The sequence below is a fragment of the Sphingomonas changnyeongensis genome (genome assembly GCF_009913435.1).
GTDB classification, from domain to species: Bacteria; Pseudomonadota; Alphaproteobacteria; order Sphingomonadales; family Sphingomonadaceae; genus Sphingomonas_B; species Sphingomonas_B changnyeongensis.
The window spans coordinates 161606-184162 of sequence record NZ_CP047895.1; the positions used below are offsets into that span (position 1 = coordinate 161606).

The following is a 22557-nucleotide window of genomic DNA, read 5'->3' on the forward strand; positions in this document are numbered from 1 at the left end:
GCAATTGCGGGGTGACGCGTTCTTGCTTCACGTTCGGTCCACATGTCGAAAGGCCATATGAGCGCGCGGCAGCACCAGGTCTGGTCCGTCGCCCTGCTTGCCGGCCAGCGCCCGGGCACCGACCCGCTGGCGCGAGGGTTCCGCCGGGGCGCCAAGGCGGTGATCCCGATCAACGGCCGCCCGATGATCGCCTGGGTGCTCGATGCGCTGCTCAAGTCGCGCCATGTCGGCCGGATCGTCATCATCGCGAAGGACGGCGATCTTCTCAATGACCCCGCGCTCGTGCATTTCATGGCCGAGCCGCGCATCACGGTCCGGTCGGGCGGGGCCGGCATCTCGCGCAACATCATGGCGCTGGCCGGGCGCGAGACGCTGCCCTGGCCGATCATGATCACCACGGCCGATCACCCGCTGCTCACCACGCAGATGGTCGACGATTTTCTCGCCCGGGCATCCACCCATGATCTGTCGGTCGGCATGGTGGCCCGCGAAACGATGCTGGCGCGCTATCCGGGGACAGACCGCACCTGGCTGAGGTTCAGCGACGATGGCTATACCGGGGCCAATCTGTTCGCGCTGCACACGCCCGTCACCTGGAATGCGCTGCAGCTGTGGACGCTCGCCGAACAGGACCGGAAAAAGGCGCTGCGCCTGTTCCTGCATTTCGGGCCGAGGCTGGCGTTCAAGGCACTCACGCGGCGCGTGTCCGGCCCCGAGGGCATCGCGCTGGCCGGCGCGCGACTGGGCCTGTCGGCACAGCTGGTGGCGATGGCCGATCCCGATGCGGGCATCGATGTCGACAAATGGTCCGACTATTGGCAGGTCGATGCGATCCTGAGGGCGCGCGGCGCGCAGGCGGCGGCGGCCGCCCCGTCCGGCGCGCGCGCGGCGGCCAAGATCTCGATCTTCGACCTTGACCGGACATTGACCCGCCAGCCGACCTATACGGCGCTGCTGCTGTTCATGGCGTGGAACCATGCCCGCTGGCGCCTGGTGCTGGTCCCGCTCGTCCTGGCGGCGATGCTCGCCTATCTGGCCCGGCTGGTCAGCCGGCGGCGGCTGAAGGAGATCGAGCATGCGCTGCTCATCGGCAGCGCGGTGCCCCGCGCGACCGTGCACGCGCTTGCCGAGCGCTTTGCCGACCGGCTCGACCGCAACGGCTTCTTCGCCGAAGGCCGGCAGCGCATCGCGGCCGAGCGCGCCGAGGGGCGGCGGGTGATCCTGGCAACCGCGGCCAACGGCTTTTATGTCGAGGCCCTGGCACGGCGGCTGGGGATCGACGAGCTGGTCTGCACCCGTTCGACCTGGCACGATGACAGGCTGACCCCGGCGATCGATGGCGACAATTGCTATGGCGAAGCCAAGCGCGAAATGGTCGAGCGCCATCTGGAGGCGGAAGGCCTGGCGCGCGCCGACATCCATGTCCGGTTCTTTTCCGACCATGCGTCGGACAGGCCGACATTCGAATGGTCGGACGAACCCGTCGCGGTCAATCCGTCCGCCAAGCTCAGGGCGCTGGCGACGCGGCGGCGCTGGCCGGTTCTGCATTGGAGCTGAGCCGCAAGTGACGGCAAAGGCACAAGGCCTGCAACGGGCAGGAAACATGGCAGTGATGGCACCAGCACCGTGCGCATAGGCGTTCTCTGCAACCACGATCAGATCCACCAGATCGCCCACAGCCTGCCGATCGCGCTGGCGCTGGCGGATCTGGGCCATGACGTGCTGATCGCCGCCAGCAGCGATGCGATCATCGCGGAAATCACCCGGCTGGCGGGGCCGGAGCGGCTGGCGCGGCTCAGGCTGGTCCGGCTCGATGTCCGGCGCGGCAGCTCGCGCCTGGCCGAACAGCTGCTGGGCGGGATCGTGCCGGCCCGCAAAATCGTGATCTACCGCGACAATCTCGACCTGTTCCGCAGCCTTGACGTTCTGGTGGTGACCGAGCGGACATCGCTGCTGCTCAAGCAGCGTTACGGGCTGCACGCGCTGAAGATGGTGCTGGCCGACCATGGCGCGGGGGACCGCGCGATCGGCTTTGGCGCATCGGCGGCCCGCTTCGACCATATTCTGGCTGCCGGGCCCAAGATCCGCGACCGGCTGGTCGCCGAAGCTGGGGTCGATCCGGCGAACATCACGATCACCGGCTATGCCAAGTTCGACACCATGGCGGGCGACCGGCCGGTCCTGCCGATGCAGGCGAACGGGCGGCCGACGATCCTTTACAACCCGCATCTGTCGCCGCACCTGTCGTCCTGGTATCGGATGGGCCGGGCGGTGCTGGACCATTTCGTCGCCAGCCGGCGCTACAATCTGATCTTTGCGCCGCACATCATGCTGTTTCACCGGCGGTTCGTCGTCACCATCGACCGGCTGCGGATCGACCGCCCCGGCCGGATCGATCCGCGCTGGCTGGCCGCGCCCAACATCCATGTCGACACCGCCAGCCGCGCGCTCACCGACATGACCTATACCCGCGCCGCCGACATCTATCTGGGCGATGTCAGCAGCCAGGTTTACGAGTTCATGCGCGAACCCCGCCCCTGCCTGTTCCTGAACGCCCATCATGTCGACCATGCCGGCGATCCCAATTACGCCCATTGGCAGGCGGGACCGGTGCTCGATGATGTGGGTGATCTCGACGCGCGCATCGATCAGGCCATCGCCAACCACGACGCCCGCTACCGCGCCGTGCAGCAGCGGCTGTTCGCCTATACCTTCGATCTGACCGACGAGCCTTCGGGCATGCGTGCCGCGCGCGCGATCACGGCGCTCTACGCATGACCGACGCCACGCGCCAGCGCGGGGTCGTCAGCCGGATCTACGCCAATCTGGGGCTTTTGCTGGGCGGCAAGGCAGTCGCCGGCATCTGCAGCCTTGCCTATCTGATCATCGCCGCCCGCGCGCTGGGGCCGAAAGATTATGGCATCCTGATCCTCGTACATGGCTATGCGCTGGCGGTGGGGGGCATCATCAGCTTTCCGGGCTGGCACGCGATCGTCCGCTACGGCGCGCCGGCGCTGGCCGAAGGCGACCGTCCCCGGCTGTGGCGGCTGATGCGCTTTACCGCCCTCGTCGAACTGGGTGCCGGTGCGGTCGCGGTGGCGGTGGGCATGGCGCTGGCCCCGGTGATCGCACCCCGGCTGGGCATATCCGGCGCGGCGCTCGACTATGTCGTGCCCTACAGCCTTGCCATCGTCATGGCGGTGCGCACGACCCCGGCGGGTTATCTGCAGTTGCTCAGGCAGTTCAGGCTGCTTGGCCTGCACCATGCGGTGATGCCGCTGTGCCGGCTGATCGGCGCGGTTGCCGTGATGCTGCTCGGCCTGGGGCTGACCGGGTTCATCATCGTCTGGCTGCTGGCATCGATCGCCGAATCCGCCAGCCTGTGGATCATGGGCTGGCTGGTGGCGCGGCAGCATGATCCCGGCGCGCGCCTGTTCCGCGCCCCGCCCGCCGATGCGCCCGCGATCGGCGCTGAAAATCCCGGCCTGTTGCGGTTCATGCTGTTCGCCAATGCCGATGCGACCTTTGCCGAACTGGCGCCGCGCATCGCGCTGCTGGCGGTGGGCTGGATGCTTGGTCCGGCAGCCGCCGGGCTGTTCTCGGTCGCCCAGCGCGCCACCGTGATCATCGCCCAGCCCGCGCAGATCCTGGCGCAGGCGGCCTATACCGAGTTCGCCCATCTGATCGCCAGCGGCGGCCGGGGCGCACCCCTGCGCAAGGCGCTGTTCGCCAGCATCGGCCTGTCGATGCTGGCGGCCCTGCCGCTCGTTGTCCTCATCGCCTGTTTCTCGCGCGAGCTGGTGGTGCTGCTGGGCGGGGAGGCGTTTGCCGGCGCAGCGGCGCTGGCGGTCTGGCTGCTTGCGGCACGCCTGATCATGCTGGCCGCGCCCCAGCTCAGCTCCGCGCTGATCGCGCTTGGCCATGCCGGACGGTCGATGAGCGCGAACATCGTGGCGAGCGTGCTGGCACTGCCGCTGCTGCCGCTTGCCCTCAAGGGGTTCGGCCTGATCGGATCGGGCTATTTCGCGGTGCTGGAATCGGTGCTCGCGCTTGGCGTGCTGGTGTTTCTGTGCCTGCGCGCGACGGGGACCGCCAGCCCCGGCCCCGCCGCGACCGATGATCAAATCTGATCCTACGTATTTATACGTTTTTTGGCTGGTTCCTTCTGATTTTCAATCTGATGGGCCTTCTGTTGCCGGTCAGCGTTAATCTTTTTTGCTTACCAATTTCGTAGATAAGGTCAGCTTAACCGTCAAAAATTGACCCGCTTTCCTCTGCGGCGACAGCCATTCTTCTATACCGGGGCGATAGGATCATGGTTGCCGAAATGAGAGGAAGGCATGGCTCTGGTTAAGAACTCCGCCAGATCGGAAAATGTCGCAGCCCGCCCTGCCGCCGCCGGGTCGGCGCGCGAGGCCGAACTGCGCCGCAAGCGCGCGCGCACGCTCGCCAAGCAGCAACAGGTGGCCGAGCGGATCGCCGCGGCCAGCACCGAGCTGACGGCGGGCATCAACGAGGCCGCCGCCGCCGCCGAGGAGCTGAAGCGCGCCTCCGACGAGATCGCCGTCGGCGCCGAACAGGCGTCGAGCGCCGCGCAGATGTCGCTTGCCGCCTTCCAGCAGGTCGCCGGCGCAATCACCCGCCAGATGCAGAATGCCGAGACCAGCCGCGACAAGGGCGAGGCGTCGCAGCAGGTGATCGCCCGCACCAGCGAGGAGATCGCCGCGCTGATCGCCAACGTCACCACCGCCGCCCACCGCCAGACGGCCTCGGTCGAAATGGTTGCCGAGCTTGAAAAACAGGCCGCCAATATTGACGACATCGTCAAGGCCGTTGGCCGCATCGCCGACCAGACCAACCTGCTGGCGCTCAACGCCGCGATCGAGGCCGCCCATGCCGGCCAGCATGGCAAGGGCTTTGCCGTGGTGGCGGACGAGGTGCGCACCCTGGCCGAAACGTCGGAGCGCAGCGCGACGCAGATCCAGGAGCTGATCGGCAAGATCCAGAGCGATGTCCGCGAGATTGCCGCCGGGATCAACCAGTCGGCCGCCGCGATCGACGACGAGGTCGCCAAGGCGGTCACGATCACCGAGCAGCTGGCCCAGATCCGCACCGATATCTCGACAATCGTGACCGGGATTCAGGAAATCGCGGTCGGGGCCACCCAGTCCAACGTCGCCACGCAGCAGGCACTCAAAGGCATGCAGGAAATCGCCTCCGCAGCCGAGCAGCAGTCGGCTGCCGCCGAGGAATCGGCGAAGACGGTGGCCGAACAGGCGATGGCGCTGTCGGAATGCGAACAATCGGCCCAGTCGATGTCCGACCTCGCCGATGATCTGAAAAACTCGTCGGACGTCGCCAAAAGCGCGGAGGAAGTGGCCGCCGCGTCCGAACAGCTGTCCTCGGCGGTGCATGAGATCAGCAAGTCCGGGACCCAGATCATGGCCGCGATCGAGCAGATCCGCAAAGGGGCCGAGGTCCAGTCCGCCGCGACCGAGGAATCGGCGGCTGCCGCGCTGCAGATCGAGCGCGGCGTCGATGTCGCCCGCGAACGCGCGTCGCAGAGCAGCGAAAAGGTCGGCCAGATCCGCGAGCTGCTGGCGCGCAACAAGCTGGCGGTGGACGCGATGGTCGCGGGCATCAACAACTCGGCGGCAGCGTCGCGGGCCAGCATCCAGCAGGTCAAGGACCTGGATCTGGTGTCGCGGCGGATCGACAAGATCGTCGATGCCATTTCCACCGTGTCGATCCAGACCAGCATGCTTGCGGTCAACGGCGCGGTCGAGGCGGCGCGGGCCGGCGAATATGGCAAGGGCTTTGTCGTCGTCGCCACCGACATCCGCAACCTTGCCCATGATTCGGCTGAAAATGCCGATCGGATCAAGGACATGGTGCGCGCGGTGCAGGACCAGATCGCGCTTGTCGGCCAGGACCTGAACGAGATCGTCGCCGCCGCGCTGGCAGAGGTCGCCAAGGCCGAAAGCTGCACGGCGAACCTCATTCGCATCGAGGGCGAAATCGCCGAAATGGAACGCGGCGCAGGCGACATCATGAGCGCATCGGTCGAAATCGCCGCTGCCATCGCGCAGGTGAAAACAGCCGTCGAACAGATCGCCGCCGCCGCGCAGGAGGCCGACAAATCGGCAAGCGAGGCCGCCAGCGCCGCCCAGCAGCAGGATCAGGGGGCCCGCGAACTCGCCACCGCTATCGAGGAAATCGCCGCTCTCGCCGACGAGCTGCAGAGCGCCGCCTGAACGGGAGGCCGAAATGGCCCAGACACCATCGACCCGGGCCGCCCGCCGCGGCCCGCGCGCGCCCCGCGCATCTGCTCCGCCAGCTGCCCCGGCGGCTGCCGATATCGGCAGCACCGTGGCGGCAACCCCTGAAGGCGGTGCCGCCGAACGGGGCACGGCCACACGCCAGTTCGTCACCTTTGCCATCGACGGCCGGCCCTTTGCGGCCGAGATGGCGGCGGTGCGCGAGATCATCCGCTTGCCCGATATCGTGCGGGTGCCGCTGGCACCGCCGGCGCTGGACGGCATCGCCAATCTGCGCGGCGACGTGCTGCCGATCGTGTCGCTGCGCCGCCTGCTCGGCCTGCCGGACCGGCCGCGCGACGAAGCCAGCCGGGCGATGGTCATCCAGCTCGGCCAGCCGGTCGGCTTCGTGGTCGACCGGGTGTCGAGCGTCGCCAGCATCGCCGAAGCGCAGATCGAACCCGCCGGCACCGCCCAGTCGGTGATCGACAGCCGGTTCCTGGCCGGCATGATCCGCGACGCCGATGGCCGCGGCATCACGCTGATCGTCGATTTTCCCCGTCTGGCAGTCGAGGCGCTGGCCGAAGCACAGACCATGGCCGGCCGCGCCCAGACGCCCGGCCAGCCATCCGGCCATGCGGGGGCCGATGATCGCACCCCGGCCGAGGCGGGCGATGGCGGCGACGAGATCCGGCTGGTCAGTTTCCGCCTCGACGGGCAGGAATATGGCATCGCCATCGCCGATGTGCGCGAGATCGTGCATTCGCCCGATCGCATCATGCCGGTGCCGGGTTCGGACGGCCATGTCCTTGGCCTGATGACGCTGCGCAACCGCCTGCTGCCGCTCGTCGATCTGCGCCGCCTGCTCGGCCTCGAGGCGCGGCCGCTCGACGAGAAAAGCCGCATCGTCGTGCTCAAGGTCGGCGAGGACTCGGTCGGCCTGGCCGTCGATACGGTGACCGAGGTGCTGGGCGTGCCCCGCACGGTCATCGAACAGCTGCCGCCGCTGCTCGCGGCGGGACGGGGGAGATCGCGCAGGTCTGCCGCCTGGAGGAAGGCCGGCGGCTGGTGTCGGTGATCGACAGCCGGGCGCTGTTCGTCCACCCGGCGATCGAGGCCGCCGGCAGGCTGGGCGGCGACGAGACCGGAGGCGACGGCGCGGCGGAGGCGGCTGCGGGCACGGAACCGGGCGCGGGCGATCAGGGCCAGCTGATCGTGTTCCGGCTCGACCGCCAGGAATTCGGCGTGCCGATCGCCGATGTGCGCGAAATCCTGCGCGTGCCGGACCAGATGTTCCGGGTGCCGCGCGCACCGGCGGCCGTTGAGGGGGTGATCAACCTGCGCGGATCGGTGCTGCCGGTGCTCGACCTGCGCACAAGGCTGGGCATGGACCGGCTCGACACGCAGGAACGGCAGCGGATCATCGTGTTCCAGATCGACGGTGTGCGAACCGGCTTTGTCGTCGATCATGTCAGCGAGGTGCTGAGCGTCGATGCCGGAGCCATCGAGCCTGCCCCGGCGCTGTCCGCCGCGCAGGACCGGCTGCTGCCCCGCCTCGTCAACATGGGGCAGCGCGGCCGCATGCTGCAGCTGATCGATGCCCATCATCTGATCGATGCGGACGAGCGGGCCGAACTTGCCGGGATGCTGGACGCGGCCGCATGATCCGCCTGCTGATCGTCGACGATTCCGCGCTTGTCCGGACCCAGCTCGCCCAGCTGTTCGCAGAGGAGGGCGGGTTCGAGATCGCGCAGGCGCGCAACGGTGCCGAGGCGGTCGAACAGGTGCGCGCGCTGCACCCCGATGTCATCACGCTCGACATCAACATGCCGCAGATGGACGGGCTGACCGCCCTGTCGCTGATCATGACCGAACGGCCGACGCCGGTGGTGATGGTGTCGTCGCTGACCGAACAGGGCGCGCTGGTGACGCTTGAGGCGCTGCACCTGGGGGCGGTCGATTACATCGCCAAGCCCGGCGGCACCATCTCGCGCAGTTTCGGCGACATCCGCCGCGAACTGGTCGCCAAGGTCCGCGCCGCCGCCGGGGCGCGGCTGCGCCACGGCGAACCGGTGCGGGCGCGGCCCGCCCCGCATTCGTCCCCCCGTGCCACCCCCGCCCCCGCCCCCAGCCTGCGCCCGGCACGGCGCGCCGGGCTGGTGCTGATCGGCGTGTCGACCGGCGGCCCGAAGACGCTTGAGGACATTCTGCCCGATCTGCCCGCCGACTTTCCCTGGCCGGTGGTGATCGCCCAGCATATGCCCGCCGCCTTCACCCGCTCCTTTGCCGAGCGGCTCGACCGGGTCTGCCCGCTGAAGGTGGTCGAAGCGGCAACGCCGGTCGCGCTCGAACCCGGCTGCGCCTATGTCGCCAAGGGCGGGGCCGATCTGGTCGTCGCCGACCGGGCCGGGCGGCTGTTTGCGGTCCCCAAGCCCGAAAACCCCGCGTTTGCCTGGCACCCGTCGGTCGAGGTGCTGGCGCGGTCGGCCCTGCAGCACTGCCCGGCGCAGAGGCTGGTCGCGGTGATGCTGACCGGGATGGGCAATGACGGCGCCGACGGCTTTGCCGAGATCCGGCAGCGCGGCGGCCGGACAATCGCCGAATCCGCCGAAACCGCGATCGTCCATGGCATGCCGCGCGAACTGATCCTGCGCGACGGCGCCGAAGTCGTGCTGCCCGCCCAGAAAATCGCCGACCAGCTGAACCGCTGGGCGGCGGGCGGCTGACCATGCCCCTGCTCCAGCCCCGCAGCCGGGCCGATCAGGCCCCGCACCGCATGCCACCGCCGCCCGCACGGCTCAGCGCCGCCGACCCTGCCGCGCGCCGCCGCGCCGCCCAGGCGCTGGCCGGGCAGCCCGCCGCCATGGCCCGGCTGCTGGCACGTCTGGCGGTGGAGCCGGACCGCGCGGTGCGCGCGGCGCTGATCGACGCGCTGCTGGCGATCGGCAGCGATGCCGCGCTTGGCGGCGTCGCCGCCCTGCTCGGTGCCGAGGATCCGGGCATGCGCGCGGCGGCATTCGAGGCGATGGCCCGGATCGACGATGCCCGCACCGTCGCGCTGCTGCTGCCGCTGCTCGACGACCCCGACGCCGAACGGCGGCTGCGCGGGCTGGCGGCGCTGGCCGGCCGCCGCGATCACCGGCTGGCCGGGCGGCTGGAGCGGCTGCTGGCCGAGGAACAGGACGCCAATGTCTGCGCCGCGGCGGCGGATCTGCTCGGCGAGCAGGGCGACCGCGCGGCGCTGCCCGCGCTGCTGCGGCTGAAGGCGCGGTTCCGCGCCGAACCGTTCCTGCAATATGCAACCGATGCCGCCATCGCGCGCCTGCGGGAGCGATGAGCATGGGCCATCCCCAGGTCAGCGACGATGATTTCGAGCGGTTCCGCGACTATTTCCACCGCGAGACCGGCATCCATTTCGACGCCTCGAAACGCTATTTCGTCGACAAACGACTGGTCGAGCGGGTGCGCGAAACATCAAGCGGCTCGGCCAAGGCCTATCTGGCGCGGCTGAGCCAGGGCGGCGCGGCGACCGAGCTGCAGCAGCTGATCAACGCGATGACGGTCAACGAGACCTATTTCCTGCGCGAGGAATATCAGTTCGAGGCGCTGGTTGATTCGGTGCTGCCCGACATCGTCGCGCGCCGCCGCCACCGGCGGCCGATCCGCATCTGGTGCGTGCCGTCCTCCACCGGCGAAGAGCCTTATTCGGTGGCCATCTATCTGCTCGAACGCTGGCCCGCGCTCGCCGACTGGGATGTGGAGATCCTGTCGTCGGACATCGACACGGCGGTGCTCGAGCGCGCACGGGCCGGCCGCTATTCCGCCCGCTCGGTCCAGCATCTGCCCCGCGCCTGGCTCGCCCGCTATTTCGTGCCGCGCGGCGACGAATATCAGCTGTCGTCGGAAATCCGCGACTCGGTCAGCTTCACGCGCTGCAACCTGACCGCGCCGGGCGAAACCCGCGCCTTTCGCGACATCGACGTCATCTTCTGCCGCAACCTGCTGATCTATTTCGACGACCGTTCGCGCCGCATCGCCGCCGATGCGCTTTACGACGCACTGACGCCGGGCGGCTTCGTCCTGCTCGGCCATTCGGAATCGATGGGGCGCATCTCGTCGCTGTTCAGCCCGCGCAGGCTGCCGCGCGCGATCGTCCATCAACGGCCGGGGGACGCCGCATGAACCCGATCCTCGTCGTCGACGACGCAGCGGTGATCCGCAGCTATTATCGCCAGATCCTGTCCGGGGCCGGCTATCAGGTCGCGGAAGCGGACAATGGCATCGACGCGCTCGAAACCGCGCTCGCCCAGCCGTGCAGCCTGTGCATCGTCGATGTGAACATGCCCCGTCTGGACGGCTTTGCGTTTTTGGAAGCGCTGCGCCGCGAACCCGTCGCCCAGCCGCCGGCGCTGGTCATCACCACCGACAGCGGTGCCGTCACCGCCGCGCGCTGCCGGCTGAGCGGCGCCAGCGCCTATCTGCCCAAGCCGGTCCGGCCGGAGACTTTGCTCCACCATGTCGCGCTGCTGACCGGGGGACGGGCATGAGCCGGCTGCTCGACCAGTTCCTCGCCGAGGCGCAGGACCTGCTGCAGGGGATCGATGCCGGGCTGATGCAGCTTGAGCGCACGCCCGATGACGATGCGGCGATGAACGCGCTGTTCCGCTGCGTCCACACGCTCAAGGGCAATAGCGGCCTGTTCGACATGGCCGAGATGACGCGGCTGCTCCACGCCGCCGAAGACCTGATGGATGCGGTGCGCGGCGGCGTGCTGCCCTTCACGCCGGTGCTTGCCGATCAGCTGCTGCGCGCCGCCGATCTGGTTTCGGCGCTGTGCGACCAGGTGGCACAAAGCGGCGACACGCACGGCCCGCGCGGGGACGAGGCGGTGGCGATGGCCGCGACGCTGCGCGCACTGATCGCCCCCGCGTCCCCCGAACCGGCAGCCGGGACGTCCGCCCAGTCCACCGCTCCCCCCGCCGATCAGCCCGTCGATCCGCCCGCCGACATCCCGGCCCCGGCGCTGGCGGCGGCGCGCGACCATGGCGGGGAAGACCCGCTGGTCTTCATCCGCTATCTGCCGAGCGAGCAATGCTATTTCAGCGGCGATGATCCGCTGCGCAATGCCCGCCAGGCACCGGGGCGGATCTGGGGACGCATCGTCGCGCCGCAGGACTGGCCGCCGCTGGCCGAGCTTGACGCCTATTGCAACCGGCTGGCGTTCGAACTGGTCTGCGCGGCCCCGCACGAGGCGCTCAGCCGGCATTTCCGCTATGTCGCCGATCAGGTGTCGCTGATCCCGATCCCGGTGCCCGCTGCCGAGGCGGAACCCGGCCCGGCCGCCGAACCTTCAGCCGATCTGGCGTCGCTGCTTGCCGACCAGCGCGCGACGCTGCTGGAGGCTGACCGGCCCGACTGGCATGCCGGCCGGGTGCGCGCGGCGGTGGGCGTGCTGGCGGGCGGGGCGCGGCAGCTTGGGCTTGCCGATCTGGCCGGGCGGCTGCCGGCGCTGGGCGACGCATTTCTGGACAGCGACGATCCGGCTGCGCTGATCGAGGCGGCCGACATGCTGATCGCACAGGCGCGGGGCGCGCCGGATGCGGCTGCCACCGGCCCGGACACGCCCTCGGCCGCACCTCCGGCCGCGGCGGCGCGCGCCGACGAGCCCGTCGCCGCCAGCCGCAGCCTGCGCGTCGATCAGGCACGGATCGACCGGCTGCTCAATCTGGTCGGCGAGATGGCGGTGGCGCGCAACGCGCTGCCCTATCTTGCCCGCCATGCCGCGCGGCTGGAGGGCGGCCGGGAGCTGGAGCGCGAGATCAAGGCGCAGCACGCCGCGATCAGTCGCATCACCGACGAGCTGCAGGGCGCGATCATGCAGATCCGCATGATGCCGGTGGCGCTGGTGTTCGAACGCTTTCCGCGGCTGGTGCGCGACCTGTCGCGCCGGCTGGGCAAACAGATCGAGCTGGTGCTGGAGGGCGAGGAGACCGAGGCCGACAAGAACATCGTCGAAAGCATCGCCGACCCGCTGATCCACATGGTCCGCAACAGCCTCGATCACGGGCTGGAGATGCCTGAGGAGCGCATCGCCGCCGGCAAGCCCGCAACCGGGCGCATCGCGATCCGCGCGGCGCAGGAGGGCGACCGCATCCGCATCGAGATCCGCGACGACGGGCGCGGCATCGATCCCGAGCGGGTGCGCGCGCGGGCGGTCGAGCGCGGGCTGATCGCGCCCGATGCGGCAGCACAGCTCAGCGAGCGCGATGCCGTGCAGCTGGTGTTCCTGCCCGGCTTTTCGACCGCCGCGGCGATTTCGGACCTGTCCGGGCGCGGCGTGGGCATGGACGTGGTGCGCACGGCGGTCGAGCGGCTGCACGGCGACATCGCGCTCGACAGCGTGCCCGGACGGGGGACGACCGTGCAGATCATGCTGCCGCTGTCGGTCGCCATCACCCGCGTGCTGGTGATCGAAACCGATGGCCAGCGTTTTGCCGTGCCGGTGGACGCGGTGGTCGAGACGCTGCGGGTGCCCGAAACGGCCGTGCAGGGGGTGGGACAGGGGCAGGCCATCGTCCGGCGCGGCCGGATCGTCGCGCTGCGCCCGCTCAATGACGCGCTCGGCATCGCGGCCGCGCCGCGCCGGAGCGCGGCGGGCGAGCTGGCGATCCTCATCCTCCAGCGCGGGGACGAGCAGATCGGCCTGATCGTCGATGATTTCCGCGAAACGCTCGACGTCATCCAGAAGCCGCTGGGCGCGATGCTGGCCGGGATCGACATCTATTCGGGCTCGACGCTGATGGGCGACGGCGCGGTTGTCATGGTGCTCAACGCAAGGAGGCTCGCCTGATGCCGATCCGGCTGTTCAAGCGCAAAGCCGTGCTGTCGGGCGAGGTCGATGTGGAGACCGCCGAGACGCTGCATGCGTGGCTGATCGAAGCTCCCGGTCGCACGATCGACCTGGGCGGCTGCACCCATATCCACCCCGCCTGTGTGCAGGTCGTGCTGGCCAGCGGCGCGCCGGTGCTCGCCCTGCCCGCCGATGCCGATCTGCATGGCTGGCTGGCCCCGCTATTTTCTCCGGACTGATAGGACTGCCGATGCCCAAGACCATCCTGATCGTCGATGATTCCGCCACCATGCTGATGAGCGTCCGCGCGACGCTGGAAATGAACGGCTATGTCGTCGAAACCGCGGCTGACGGCTGCAAGGCGCTGTCGAAGCTGCGCAGCGGGCTCAAGGCCGACATGATCATCACCGACATCAACATGCCGCACATGGGCGGGATGGAACTGATCAAGCAGGTGCGCGCCCTGCCGGGCTATCGGTTCAAGCCCATCCTGACGCTGACCACCGAAAGCCAGGCCGCCAAGCGCGACGAGGCGCGGCGGCTGGGCGCGACCGGCTGGCTGGTCAAGCCGGTGCCCGGCCCCGAGCTGCTGGAGGTCGTCCGCCAGGTGATGCCGGGCTGACACGCGGGATGCCGCCAATGCCCCGCCCCCGACACCCGCAGAGCGGACCACCGCGCCCCCGGCATGCCGCCGGCACCGCCGCAGCCGCGCTGCTGGTGACGGCGGCGGCCGCGCTGCTGGGCGGATGGCTGGCCGGCGGCTGGGGGCGGCGCTGGCGCTGGGCGAGGCGGCGGCGCTGCTGGGCGTGGCGGCACGCAGGCGGCCCGACAGGCAGGCGGCGGAGACCGTTTCCGCTGCGGCCGCACCGCCGTTCGCGCACGACATGGCCGATCCGGTGGAAGCGCCGCCGGCCACGGTCGAGGCCGATCTGCCGCCCCCTGCCCCGGTGCCGGCCCCGGCGGGGATCGATGCCGGCGAACTGATCCGCTATCTCGACACGCTGCGCGGCCAGATTGCCGGTGTGCAGGGCGATGCCGAAACCGGGGTGATGGCGATCATCGATCAGGCAACGCGGCTCAATGGCAGTTCGGCCGAGCAGCAGGCGCGGCTCAGCCGGTCGGTCGCCGATGGCGAGGCGCTGCTGCGTGCCGCCGCCCGGCCCGATCACATCATCCAGTCGCTGACCGCGATCCTCGACCGGCGCGCCAGCGACCTGTCGGCCAATCATCAGCGGCTGGAATCGCTGGCCGAAGGCACGGCCCGGCTGCGGCCGGCTGCGGACGAGATCGCCAAGATTTCGGACCGGGCAGTGCTGCTGTCGTTCAACGCCGCGGTCGAGGCCGGGCGTGCGGGCGCTGCCGGCGGGTCGTTCGGCGTGGTCGCCGACCAGGTCCGCGCACTGGCCGAATCGATCGCCTCGGTCGCCAAGACGCTGGGCAGCGAGCTGGACCTGATCGCACAGCGGATGCGCGAGGAGCTGCTGCGCGCCCGGCCCGATCCGGGGCGGGCGATGCCGACGTCGCCCGGCTGATGGCGGAACTGGGCGCGCTGCACGAGGAGGTGAACCGCAGCGGCCACACGCTGATCGGCCTGATCCGCGAAGCGGGCGGCAGCCATGCCCAGCTGACCGAGGGGCTGGCGCATATTCTGGGGGCGGTGCAGTTCCACGACATCATCCGCCAGCGGCTGGACCATGTCACCGAGGCGCTCGACGAGCTTGAGGCGCATCTGACGACGCCCGACGCCGGAGCCGGGCCAAGCCTTGCCGACCGGCTCGAGACGCTTCGCGCGCGCTATGTGATGGAAAGCGAAAGGCTGGCCCATGCCGCCCCGCCGGCCACCGTCCACACGCCCGAACCGGCGATGCCCCGCGTCCAGCTGTTCTGACCGGCGGCGGCCGGCAGGGCAGACCCCGGCCGCCGCCGCCTGGGTTCAAAAGCGCATCGCCACCTGCAGCGACCACAGGCCACCCCCCTTTGCCGGCCCCGCAACCGCGCGCACATAGCGGGCCGACAGGCTGAGGCCGGTGCGCGTCTCCAGCCTGATCCCGCCGCCCGCATCGATGGTGTCGCGGGCCGACTGGCGGCTGGCGGTGGTCGCGGGCAGGGCAATGTTGCCCGCCAGCGCAGAGGTCAGCACATGCCCCCCGCCGGCCAGATTGATCCGGCTGTCCAGCTCCGCAAAGGGCGCGATGGTCAGCGCGTCACCGGCGGCGGTGATCCGCCACGATGCCTCCATCCGCGACTCAATGCCCCAGCGCGCGAGCCTCTGGCGGGCATAGGCAAGCGCCAGCCCGTCGGCCGCCGTCTCCTCGAAACCGCCCAGCCGCACCTGCTCATAGACGATCCGGCTGCGGACAGCGGCGGTCAGCGGCCCGGCCGCAATCCCGCTGGCATAGCCGAGCGTCGCGGCCAGATGCCGGCCGCGCGTCCGCCCGCGCGCGACGAGGCCGGGCAGCCCGGTTTCGCGGCGAATATCGGTCAGCTCTGGACGGGCATAGCTGATGCTCGCCTCGATCGCGCCCACCGGCAGCGCCCAGCCGGCAAAACCGCTGACCGCAAACCCGCGCGACCGCGCCAGCCCACCATCTGCAAACATCGTCCGCCCCTGCGTCCAGCCGACCGACAGGCCGGCATTGCCGCGCCCGAGGCGCGCATCCAGCCCGATCAGCCCGCCTTGCGCCCGGATGCGGCTGCTCTCGCCGCCCGCCGGACCGGCAAAGCGCCCGCGCTCGATCAGCGGCGCGGCGAACAGGCGCACGCCGCGATCGGCACCTGACAGACCAGGGGCCCGGGCGGCATCGCTCAGCGCGCGCAGCCGTGCCGCCTGGGCGATGGCGAGATCGGGCAGCTGCGCGGTCTGCGCGGCGGCGGCACCCGAGGCCCCGTCCAGCGTCGCCTGGACCCAGCGGGCATAAAGCGCGTGGCCGCTGCCGCTCAGATGATTGCTGTCAAACCAGACGAACCGGTCCTGCGCGGCGGTATCGGGCGCGCACAGCCGGCCATCGGCATCGATGCAGGCCCGGTCGAGCGGCGCGAGCCCGAGCGCCCCGTGATTGGCGGCCAGCCAGTCGAAAAAGGCCTGCTGGCGGATCAGCACGATGTTGGTGCCGGCGGGCAAATCGCCGCGCATGTCAGCGAGCGTCATCGCGAGCGCGTCATTCACGCCGCCGACAATGCCGGTGAGCGCGGCGCGCAGCGGTGCCAGCTCCGCACCCGCGACCATCGGCAGATACTGGACCGGGGCGACCTCGGCGACGGCCAAGGTGCGCGCACCCAGCCCGGCCAGCCGGCGGACATGGCCCGAAGCCGCGCTGACGATATCGCCGCCAATCGCCTCGGGTGCATCGCCTTCGGCCAGCCGCAGCAGATCATTGGTGCCGGCCTGGATGACGAACAGGTCGTCCGCCGCCGGCCGGATCCGGCCCCCAGCGACCAGGGCAGCAAACTGGTCGATCTGCACGGTCACGCCGCTCGGCAGCACGTCGGGCTCGCCGCGCGCGGTCATGTGCGCGCCCGACACGGCAAAGTTGATGCCCCGGCCCGGTACTGCCGGCCCCGCTGCCAGCAGCGGCGCGACCGGCCGCCCCAGCCGTTCGGCCCAGACCGGGCCGTTCGAATCGCGGCACAGGTCATCGGGGCAGAAATAGCCGGGCCGGTCGGCCGCGCGCTCGCCGCGCAGCCGGGCGAGATTGCCCTGATCGGAATCCGAATCCCCGAACACGTAAAGCACGCCAGACGGCCCGGCAGCGGCCACGGGCCCGGCGATGGGCAGCCCCAGCATCGCCGCGCCAAGCAGGGCGATGCGGCGGACTGGGCGGCGGACTGGGCTGGGCACGGGGCGACGGACGGGGCGGTCGAACGCCGGAACAGCTCGGGACGCGACGGCGGCGGCACGGGCGGGCAGGTGACGAGAAAGCGGTGCGGAAAACATGATGGGCAGATCCGGTGGTTGCTGACCGGCCTGTTGTGCGCGCCCGGCGGCCGCCGCGTCGTCCAGCCCCATCGGCGCGGACGTGCCGGGCGTCCGCGCCGATCGGCCCGGACCCCGCTGCGCCCCACCGTTGCGCCTTAGTTGCGCGTCAGCCGCGCGTCAGGCGGCGCGGCCGCCCGCCTGGCGGCGATAGGCGGAGGGGGTTTCCCCGGTCACGCGGCGAAAGGCGGCGTTGAACGTCGATTTGGCATTGAAGCCGACCTGTTCGGCGATGGCGAGGATATTGTCCTCGCTGGCCGCAAGCGCCCGGCACGCCGCCTCGACGCGCCAGCGATTGACATAGTCGTAAAAGCTGGTGCCGCCGCGCATGTTGAGCGCCTGGCTGAGATAATGGGGTTTGACGCCGCAGCGTTCGGCAAGGGCCTGCAACGTCAGGAACGGATCGGCCCAGGGCCGCTCGGCGGCCATCACCGCATCCAGCCGGTCGAGAATGCGGGCGCAACTGTCATCGTCCAGCCCCGACCGGGCATAGGCACCGGCATCGGCGATGGTCGCAGCACCGGCATCGCCGGCCGCCGGCAGGGGAGCGTCGTCCCCCGCCTCAGGCGGCAGCAGGTCGCGCGCCCAGACCGGCACGGGATCGCCCTGCTGCAGGCCGAACAGGGCAAGGCCGATCAGGATCGCGACCTCGACCAGCGCCGCCATGTCGTCGCCCAGCAGCGACCGGTCGGCAAACAGCGCCAGCAGGCTGTCCGCCAGCTCGACCGCGAACGCCGCCAGCAGGAACAGCAGAAACCCGTCGAGCCAGCGCAGCTCGACCCCGCTGGTGTTGGACAAGAGCGCGCGCATCCGCCGGCGATGCGCGGCCAGCCGCCGGATCGTCGCCACCGCCGACACGGCCAGCGCCGCCAGCCAGCCGAGCACGAACAGGGTCAGCCCCGCAATCGCGGGCAGCAGCCCGTCCGCCGCCGGCAGCCGCCCGTCGACCAGAATGGCATGGCGCACCGCGCCGTCGAGCCGCAGCAGCGGCACCAGCGCAAGGATGGCGACGCCCCACAGCGTGAGCGGCACGCGCAGCGACCGCCAGTGCCCCGCACTGGGAGCCAGCGTCGCGCTGCGCACATAAAGCCAGGGCGCGAGCGGAAAGAGCGGCCAGACCAGCAGCACATAGCCTGCAAACGCACCGTGGCGGGCAGGGCTGGCAAGCGCCAGCGCGGAATCGGCCAGATCGAGGGTGAACACCAGCAGCAGCGCCGCCAGCGCGAGCAGCGGCCCGCGTCGCTGGCGGCCCGACGGACCGAGCAGCCGCGCCGCCACCAGCGCCAGGCTCAGCCCGCCGCCGCCCGCGCCCATCAGCACGATGATCAACTCCGGCGTCGTGCCCATGACCCGCTGCCCACCCCTTCCCCCGGCAGACCTTGCGGGCCCGCCATCGCTCACGGGGCCGGGTTGCGTCGCCGGGATGACAGTATCGTGACAGCACATGCCCGCGCCCGCCGCGTGCGGCAACACGGGCGGGCGCGGACTGGTCAGAGGTGGCGGGGGAGCGAAGCCTCCGCTCCCCCGAACATCGGATCAGAAGTCGTAGCGCAGCGAGGCCGAGATCGTGCGACCGTTGATCGACCGGCCCCAGCCAATACCGTTGGCAGGCAGCTGGCTCTGGTTGATGTCGAAAAAGCCCGCCTGGTTGAACAGGTTGCTGGCATTGACCATCAGCTGCACCCGCGCCACCGGCTTGAACAGCGCGAACGCGTTCACCGTGGTGAAGCCGGGGATGCGCAGGATATTCTCGTCCTGTGCATAGCTGCTGGTCACGGTCACGATGTTCGCGCCGACATTCACCCGGTCGAACTCAAGCTGCGGCATCACCGTGATCGTCCAGGCCGGCTGGCGGCGCGGTTCCTTGCCGGTGAGGCTCGCGTCGAATTTGTCCTCGGTGATCTTGGCGGTGGTGTAGGTCGCGCCGCCGGCGATGCTGAACGGGCCGTGGCGGAACGTGCCCTCGAGCTCCAGACCGTAAGCGCGGTAGGTGCGGAACGTCGCGTTGGCCGAGCCATTGAGCACATTATGGTCGTCGGCATAAGCGAGGAACGCGGTCGCATTGACGGTCACGTTGGTGCGGCGGAACTTGAACCCGCCTTCGAGCTGGCGGACCTCGTCGACCCGGTCGGCCTTGCTCGGCACGCTGCCATCGGCGGCGACGGCCGAGGTGAACAGGATCTTGTCCGCATTGGCGCGGCCGCCACGGCTGTAGCGCGCAAACACCGCCAGCGGCTCCGAGATCCGGTAGTTGACGCCCGCTGAATAGCTGAGGAAGCCATAATCATAATCGACCGGGGCCGGCCGATCGAGCGGCAGGAAGCCGACCCGGGTTTCGGGCGCGGAGATCGCGCCATCGCCATTGACGTCGAAGCTGGTCAGGCCCACCCGGCCGCCGCCCAGATCGGCGCCGACCAGCGACCCGCGCACCCGCCCGCGATCATAGCGCAGGCTGCCGCCGATCGCGAGCTTGCCGACATGGTAGTTGACCGAGCCATAGGGCGCGAGAATGCTGTAATCGACATCGAAAATGCGGCGGAACCGGCTGCTGTTGCCGCGCGCGAACGAGAAATAGCCGCCCTGGGTCTGGGCGACGCCGGCCGCGCTGGTGATGTCGACCATCGCGGTGCGGCCATTGCCCGCCACATCGGTGACGATCGAGGAATGCAGCCATTCGGACGACAGCTGCTGGTCGGCGGCGTAAAGGCCGCCGGTCACGGTCAGCGCGCCGCCACCCATGTTCCACACCCGCGACGCGCGCAGATCATTGACGAAATAGTCGAGCGAGCGCGCCCGGGTCTGCGCCATGAACGACAGCATCAGCTGCCCGTTGCCGTTGATCGGCGACCCCGCCGCAATCGGCTGGCCGGCGAGCGGGCCGCTGGCATAGCGCGCGGTCGCCCCGGCACCGCCAATCTGCGCGGCCAGGGCATTCACCGTGTTCACCGACGATGGAAACACGCGCAGGAAGTCGCCCGAGTTCGCCGAATAGCGCGCCTTGTTGCTGACGGTGAAGCCGGCAACCTCGAACTGCGCCTCCAGCCCGATCGCCTTGCTGACCGGATCCATGCCGTTGCGCACCGGGAAGCGGCGCAGCTGGTTCTGCCCGTCAAGCGTCACCACCGGACCGATAAAGGGCGACAGCGTGGCGTCGCTGCGCACGTCGAAGCCGGCAAAGTTGCGGATCGTCGGATCGTCGTTCGTCCCGGTGATCTGGATCGGATAGGGAGCGAAGGTCGGCGACCGGTCCTGCAGATATTTGGCGTGCAGGCGGATGAAGCCGGTGTCGAACTGCTTGGTGATGTTCAGCCGGATCTGCCCGCCCTTATAGCCGTTGAAGCCGATATCGCGCGGCCCCTCGCCCTGGCGGTAGAAGCCGCCGATATGGAACCGCCAGCCGCCGCCCAGCTGCGAACCATAGTCGAAATCGATCCGGCGCTCGCCATAGTCGATCCCGCTGGTCAGCTGCACGGCACCGCCATCGGTGTCGCCGGTCTTGGACAGCAGGTTGATCAGCCCGCCCGGCGAGTTGGACGAGAAGGTCGAGGCCGAACCGCCCCGGATCGATTCAATCTGGGCGATGTTGAAATCGCTGCGCACGAAGACATCGGCGGCGAAGTTGAAAAAGTCGCCAAACTCCAGAACCGGCAGACCATCTTCCTGGATCTGCAGATATTTGGCGCCGCCCGATGCGAGCGGCAGGCCGCGCACCGTGTAATTGGCATTGCCCTCGCCCACCGCGGATTCGACGCGCAGGCCGGGGATGGCGCGGATCACGTCGGCGAACGGCCGCGGCCCGAGCTTCAGAAACTCGCTCGACCTGAAGATGCTGGTCGATGTCGCGCTGTCCAGCCGGTCGCGCCCACGCGCCACGCCGGTCGAGAACACTTCCTGCGCCGGGGCAGCCTGCGGATCGGCCGGGGCCTCGGGCTGGTCGGTGTCGGCTGCGGGAATGTCCGCCGGTTCGCCGGCAAGAACCGGCGTCGCCAGAAAGGACGACGCGAGCAGGGCAATGGCAATGTTTCTCATCTCTCATCCTGGCGTGATTATGGTTTTATCGACGCATTATAGAGAGAAAAAAAGCATGACCTATCGAAGTCAGATGATTTACTTATGACCAAGCAAAGTCAGCAACTTAAGGAGCGGTAAGTAAAAGCCCTTAGCTGCATGGCGGCAACCACGTCATCCCGCGCGCTAACCAACAAACTTTGCCATAAAATCTTGTTGTTGCAGGCAACCGCCCGGAACAAACCATGCGAATTCAGCGCCCTGCGGCGCATTGGGGATGAGAGCCGAACCGCCCGCCGCCCCCGCCGGTTCCCGCGACACTGCGGTTTCCGATCCGATTGCATCGGATCGGCCGCTCCCGCTTTTCGTTGTGCGGCATTTTCCGAGCCGCCGGGTCAAGTCCACCCGGCTCGAAAATGCTCTAAAGCCTGACGATGGCCACCGCGTTGTTGGGGTTCATCGGGATGATCAGCTGATTGCGGTCGGGATCGTGGCACATCGATGCCGCGCTCGGGATGTTGCGCGCGATCAGCTCGGCCGGGCGGCCGGGGCGCATCCGCTGGATGCCGCCTTCGCGCACGCTGCTGATGTAACGGGTGCCGTCGGGCAGGATCACCAGCCCGTCATTGCCCGACTGGGCGGCCTGTTCGGTATTGAGCAGCTTGCCCGACGGGCTGAAGGTCAGCACGTCGCGATTGCCCAGATTGACGACGACGATGTTGCCGTCCGGATCGAGCGCGATGCCGTTGGGCAGCGACAGCGGCGCGCCGTCGACGAGCACGCGAGCCGTGCCGTCGGCATCGATCCGGTAGACGCGCATCGGCACCCGCCCATCGGGGCTGCCGGTCTGGGTCGCATAGATGGTGCCGTCGGGCGCGACCGCGATGTCGTTGAACCAGGGCGAATCCGGCACGCGAATGGCGCGGACCGGCGCGCCGCTCGCGACATCGAACACCCGGATCACCGACACGCGCGCCGCGCCGTCGGCGGTGCCGCCATCGCTGTCGGCCAGATAGAGCCGCCCGCCCTGAATGTCGCTGCCGAACGGCTGGTTGAGGATCAGCCCGGCGCGGCTGGCCCCGATCCATTTGGCGGTGTGGACCGACCCGTCGGGGTTGAGCAGCGAGACAAAGCCGTCATTGGGCGCCTCGGTCTGCGCGGCGCCGCGGCTGACGACCATGATCAGCCGGCGGCTGCGATCATAGATGCAGCTTTCCGCGCTCACGATCGCGCCGAACACCCGCACATTGGATGACATCGGCTGGTGCCGCCCGTCGACCGTGACGCCGAGCGGGGCCCCGGCCTCGAACGCGCCCGGCGGCGCATCCTGCGCCCCGGCAACCGGCCCGGCAGCCACGCCGCCCCACAAGATCGCCGCCATCGCGCCCGGCCATTGCCGCATCGTCGCCTCCCCCTTTTATGCTGATCGGGCGAGCCTAGAGCGTTTTCCAGCCGGGTGGAATCACCCG

The 22557-nt window shown here is 69.6% G+C and carries 19 protein-coding genes; 15 read left to right on the forward strand and 4 right to left on the reverse strand.

The genetic code is table 11. The features are described 5' to 3' along the window. Nucleotides 1–57: 57 nt before the first annotated feature. From GVO57_RS00860 to GVO57_RS00925, 15 genes are all read left to right on the forward strand, one after another. Nucleotides 58–1557, forward strand: a complete 1500-nt coding sequence (locus tag GVO57_RS00860) for an HAD-IB family hydrolase (RefSeq protein ID WP_160591056.1) — start codon at nt 58–60, stop codon at nt 1555–1557. A gap of 69 nt (nt 1558–1626) precedes the next feature. Then, nucleotides 1627–2778 carry a hypothetical protein gene (locus GVO57_RS00865; RefSeq protein WP_160591058.1) on the forward strand — a complete coding sequence of 384 codons (1152 nt, stop codon included), beginning with the start codon at nt 1627–1629 and terminating at the stop codon, nt 2776–2778. Continuing rightward, nucleotides 2775–4130: a lipopolysaccharide biosynthesis protein gene (locus tag GVO57_RS00870; RefSeq protein ID WP_160591060.1), complete on the forward strand. Its 1356-nt coding sequence runs from the start codon at nt 2775–2777 to the stop codon at nt 4128–4130. Before GVO57_RS00865 ends, GVO57_RS00870 begins: the two co-directional genes overlap by 4 nt. Before the next feature lie 210 nt (nt 4131–4340). Continuing rightward, a complete protein-coding gene (locus GVO57_RS00875) occupies nt 4341–6254 on the forward strand; it encodes a methyl-accepting chemotaxis protein (protein WP_160591062.1) in 1914 nt (637 codons plus the stop codon). 115 nt (nt 6255–6369) lie between these two features. Beyond that, complete coding sequence (locus tag GVO57_RS14540) at nt 6370–7335, forward strand: chemotaxis protein CheW (protein WP_201752664.1); 966 nt, start codon at nt 6370–6372, stop codon at nt 7333–7335. Further along, nucleotides 7326–7922, forward strand: a complete 597-nt coding sequence (locus GVO57_RS14545; RefSeq protein WP_201752665.1) for a chemotaxis protein CheW — start codon at nt 7326–7328, stop codon at nt 7920–7922. Before GVO57_RS14540 ends, GVO57_RS14545 begins: the two co-directional genes overlap by 10 nt. Next, nucleotides 7919–8983 carry a protein-glutamate methylesterase/protein-glutamine glutaminase gene (locus GVO57_RS00885; protein WP_160591064.1) on the forward strand — a complete coding sequence of 355 codons (1065 nt, stop codon included), beginning with the start codon at nt 7919–7921 and terminating at the stop codon, nt 8981–8983. The genes GVO57_RS14545 and GVO57_RS00885 overlap by 4 nt, the downstream gene beginning before the upstream one ends. Nucleotides 8984–8985: 2 nt before the next feature. Further along, nucleotides 8986–9594 (forward strand): HEAT repeat domain-containing protein, encoded by a 609-nt coding sequence (locus tag GVO57_RS00890; protein WP_233281417.1) that lies wholly within the window; start codon nt 8986–8988, stop codon nt 9592–9594. Between the two features lie 2 nt (nt 9595–9596). Beyond that, the gene (locus GVO57_RS00895) at nt 9597–10439 is read left to right on the forward strand and encodes a CheR family methyltransferase (protein WP_160591068.1); all 843 of its coding nucleotides are present in this window, start codon (nt 9597–9599) and stop codon (nt 10437–10439) included. Beyond that, entirely contained in the window at nt 10436–10804 is a 369-nt protein-coding gene (locus GVO57_RS00900; protein WP_160591070.1) for a response regulator, read from the forward strand. Before GVO57_RS00895 ends, GVO57_RS00900 begins: the two co-directional genes overlap by 4 nt. Then, nucleotides 10801–13107 carry a chemotaxis protein CheA gene (locus GVO57_RS00905; protein WP_160591072.1) on the forward strand — a complete coding sequence of 769 codons (2307 nt, stop codon included), beginning with the start codon at nt 10801–10803 and terminating at the stop codon, nt 13105–13107. The genes GVO57_RS00900 and GVO57_RS00905 overlap by 4 nt, the downstream gene beginning before the upstream one ends. Then, the gene (locus tag GVO57_RS00910) at nt 13107–13346 is read left to right on the forward strand and encodes a hypothetical protein (RefSeq protein WP_160591074.1); all 240 of its coding nucleotides are present in this window, start codon (nt 13107–13109) and stop codon (nt 13344–13346) included. Before GVO57_RS00905 ends, GVO57_RS00910 begins: the two co-directional genes overlap by 1 nt. 11 nt (nt 13347–13357) lie before the next feature. Beyond that, the gene (locus GVO57_RS00915) at nt 13358–13729 is read left to right on the forward strand and encodes a response regulator (RefSeq protein ID WP_160591076.1); all 372 of its coding nucleotides are present in this window, start codon (nt 13358–13360) and stop codon (nt 13727–13729) included. Nucleotides 13730–13853: 124 nt separating this feature from the next. Continuing rightward, the gene (locus GVO57_RS00920; protein WP_160591078.1) at nt 13854–14639 is read left to right on the forward strand and encodes a methyl-accepting chemotaxis protein; all 786 of its coding nucleotides are present in this window, start codon (nt 13854–13856) and stop codon (nt 14637–14639) included. Beyond that, complete coding sequence (locus GVO57_RS00925) at nt 14639–14995, forward strand: hypothetical protein (protein WP_160591080.1); 357 nt, start codon at nt 14639–14641, stop codon at nt 14993–14995. The genes GVO57_RS00920 and GVO57_RS00925 overlap by 1 nt, the downstream gene beginning before the upstream one ends. 45 nt (nt 14996–15040) lie before the next feature. Here the strand turns inward: GVO57_RS00925 and GVO57_RS00930 are convergent, their stop codons facing one another. The 4 genes from GVO57_RS00930 to GVO57_RS00945 all read right to left on the reverse strand — a co-directional run bounded on the left by GVO57_RS00930 (nt 15041) and on the right by GVO57_RS00945 (nt 22490). Then, nucleotides 15041–16891 carry an SGNH/GDSL hydrolase family protein gene (locus GVO57_RS00930; protein ID WP_160591082.1) on the reverse strand — a complete coding sequence of 617 codons (1851 nt, stop codon included), beginning with the start codon at nt 16889–16891 and terminating at the stop codon, nt 15041–15043. 309 nt (nt 16892–17200) lie between these two features. Then, the gene (locus GVO57_RS00935) at nt 17201–18427 is read right to left on the reverse strand and encodes a helix-turn-helix domain-containing protein (protein WP_160591084.1); all 1227 of its coding nucleotides are present in this window, start codon (nt 18425–18427) and stop codon (nt 17201–17203) included. 189 nt (nt 18428–18616) lie between these two features. Further along, on the reverse strand, nt 18617–21109 hold the full coding sequence (locus GVO57_RS00940) for a TonB-dependent receptor domain-containing protein (protein WP_160591086.1): 2493 nt from the start codon (nt 21107–21109) through the stop codon (nt 18617–18619). A 400-nt stretch (nt 21110–21509) separates the two neighbouring features. Continuing rightward, on the reverse strand, nt 21510–22490 hold the full coding sequence (locus GVO57_RS00945) for an SMP-30/gluconolactonase/LRE family protein (protein WP_160591088.1): 981 nt from the start codon (nt 22488–22490) through the stop codon (nt 21510–21512). Nucleotides 22491–22557: the final 67 nt, after the last annotated feature.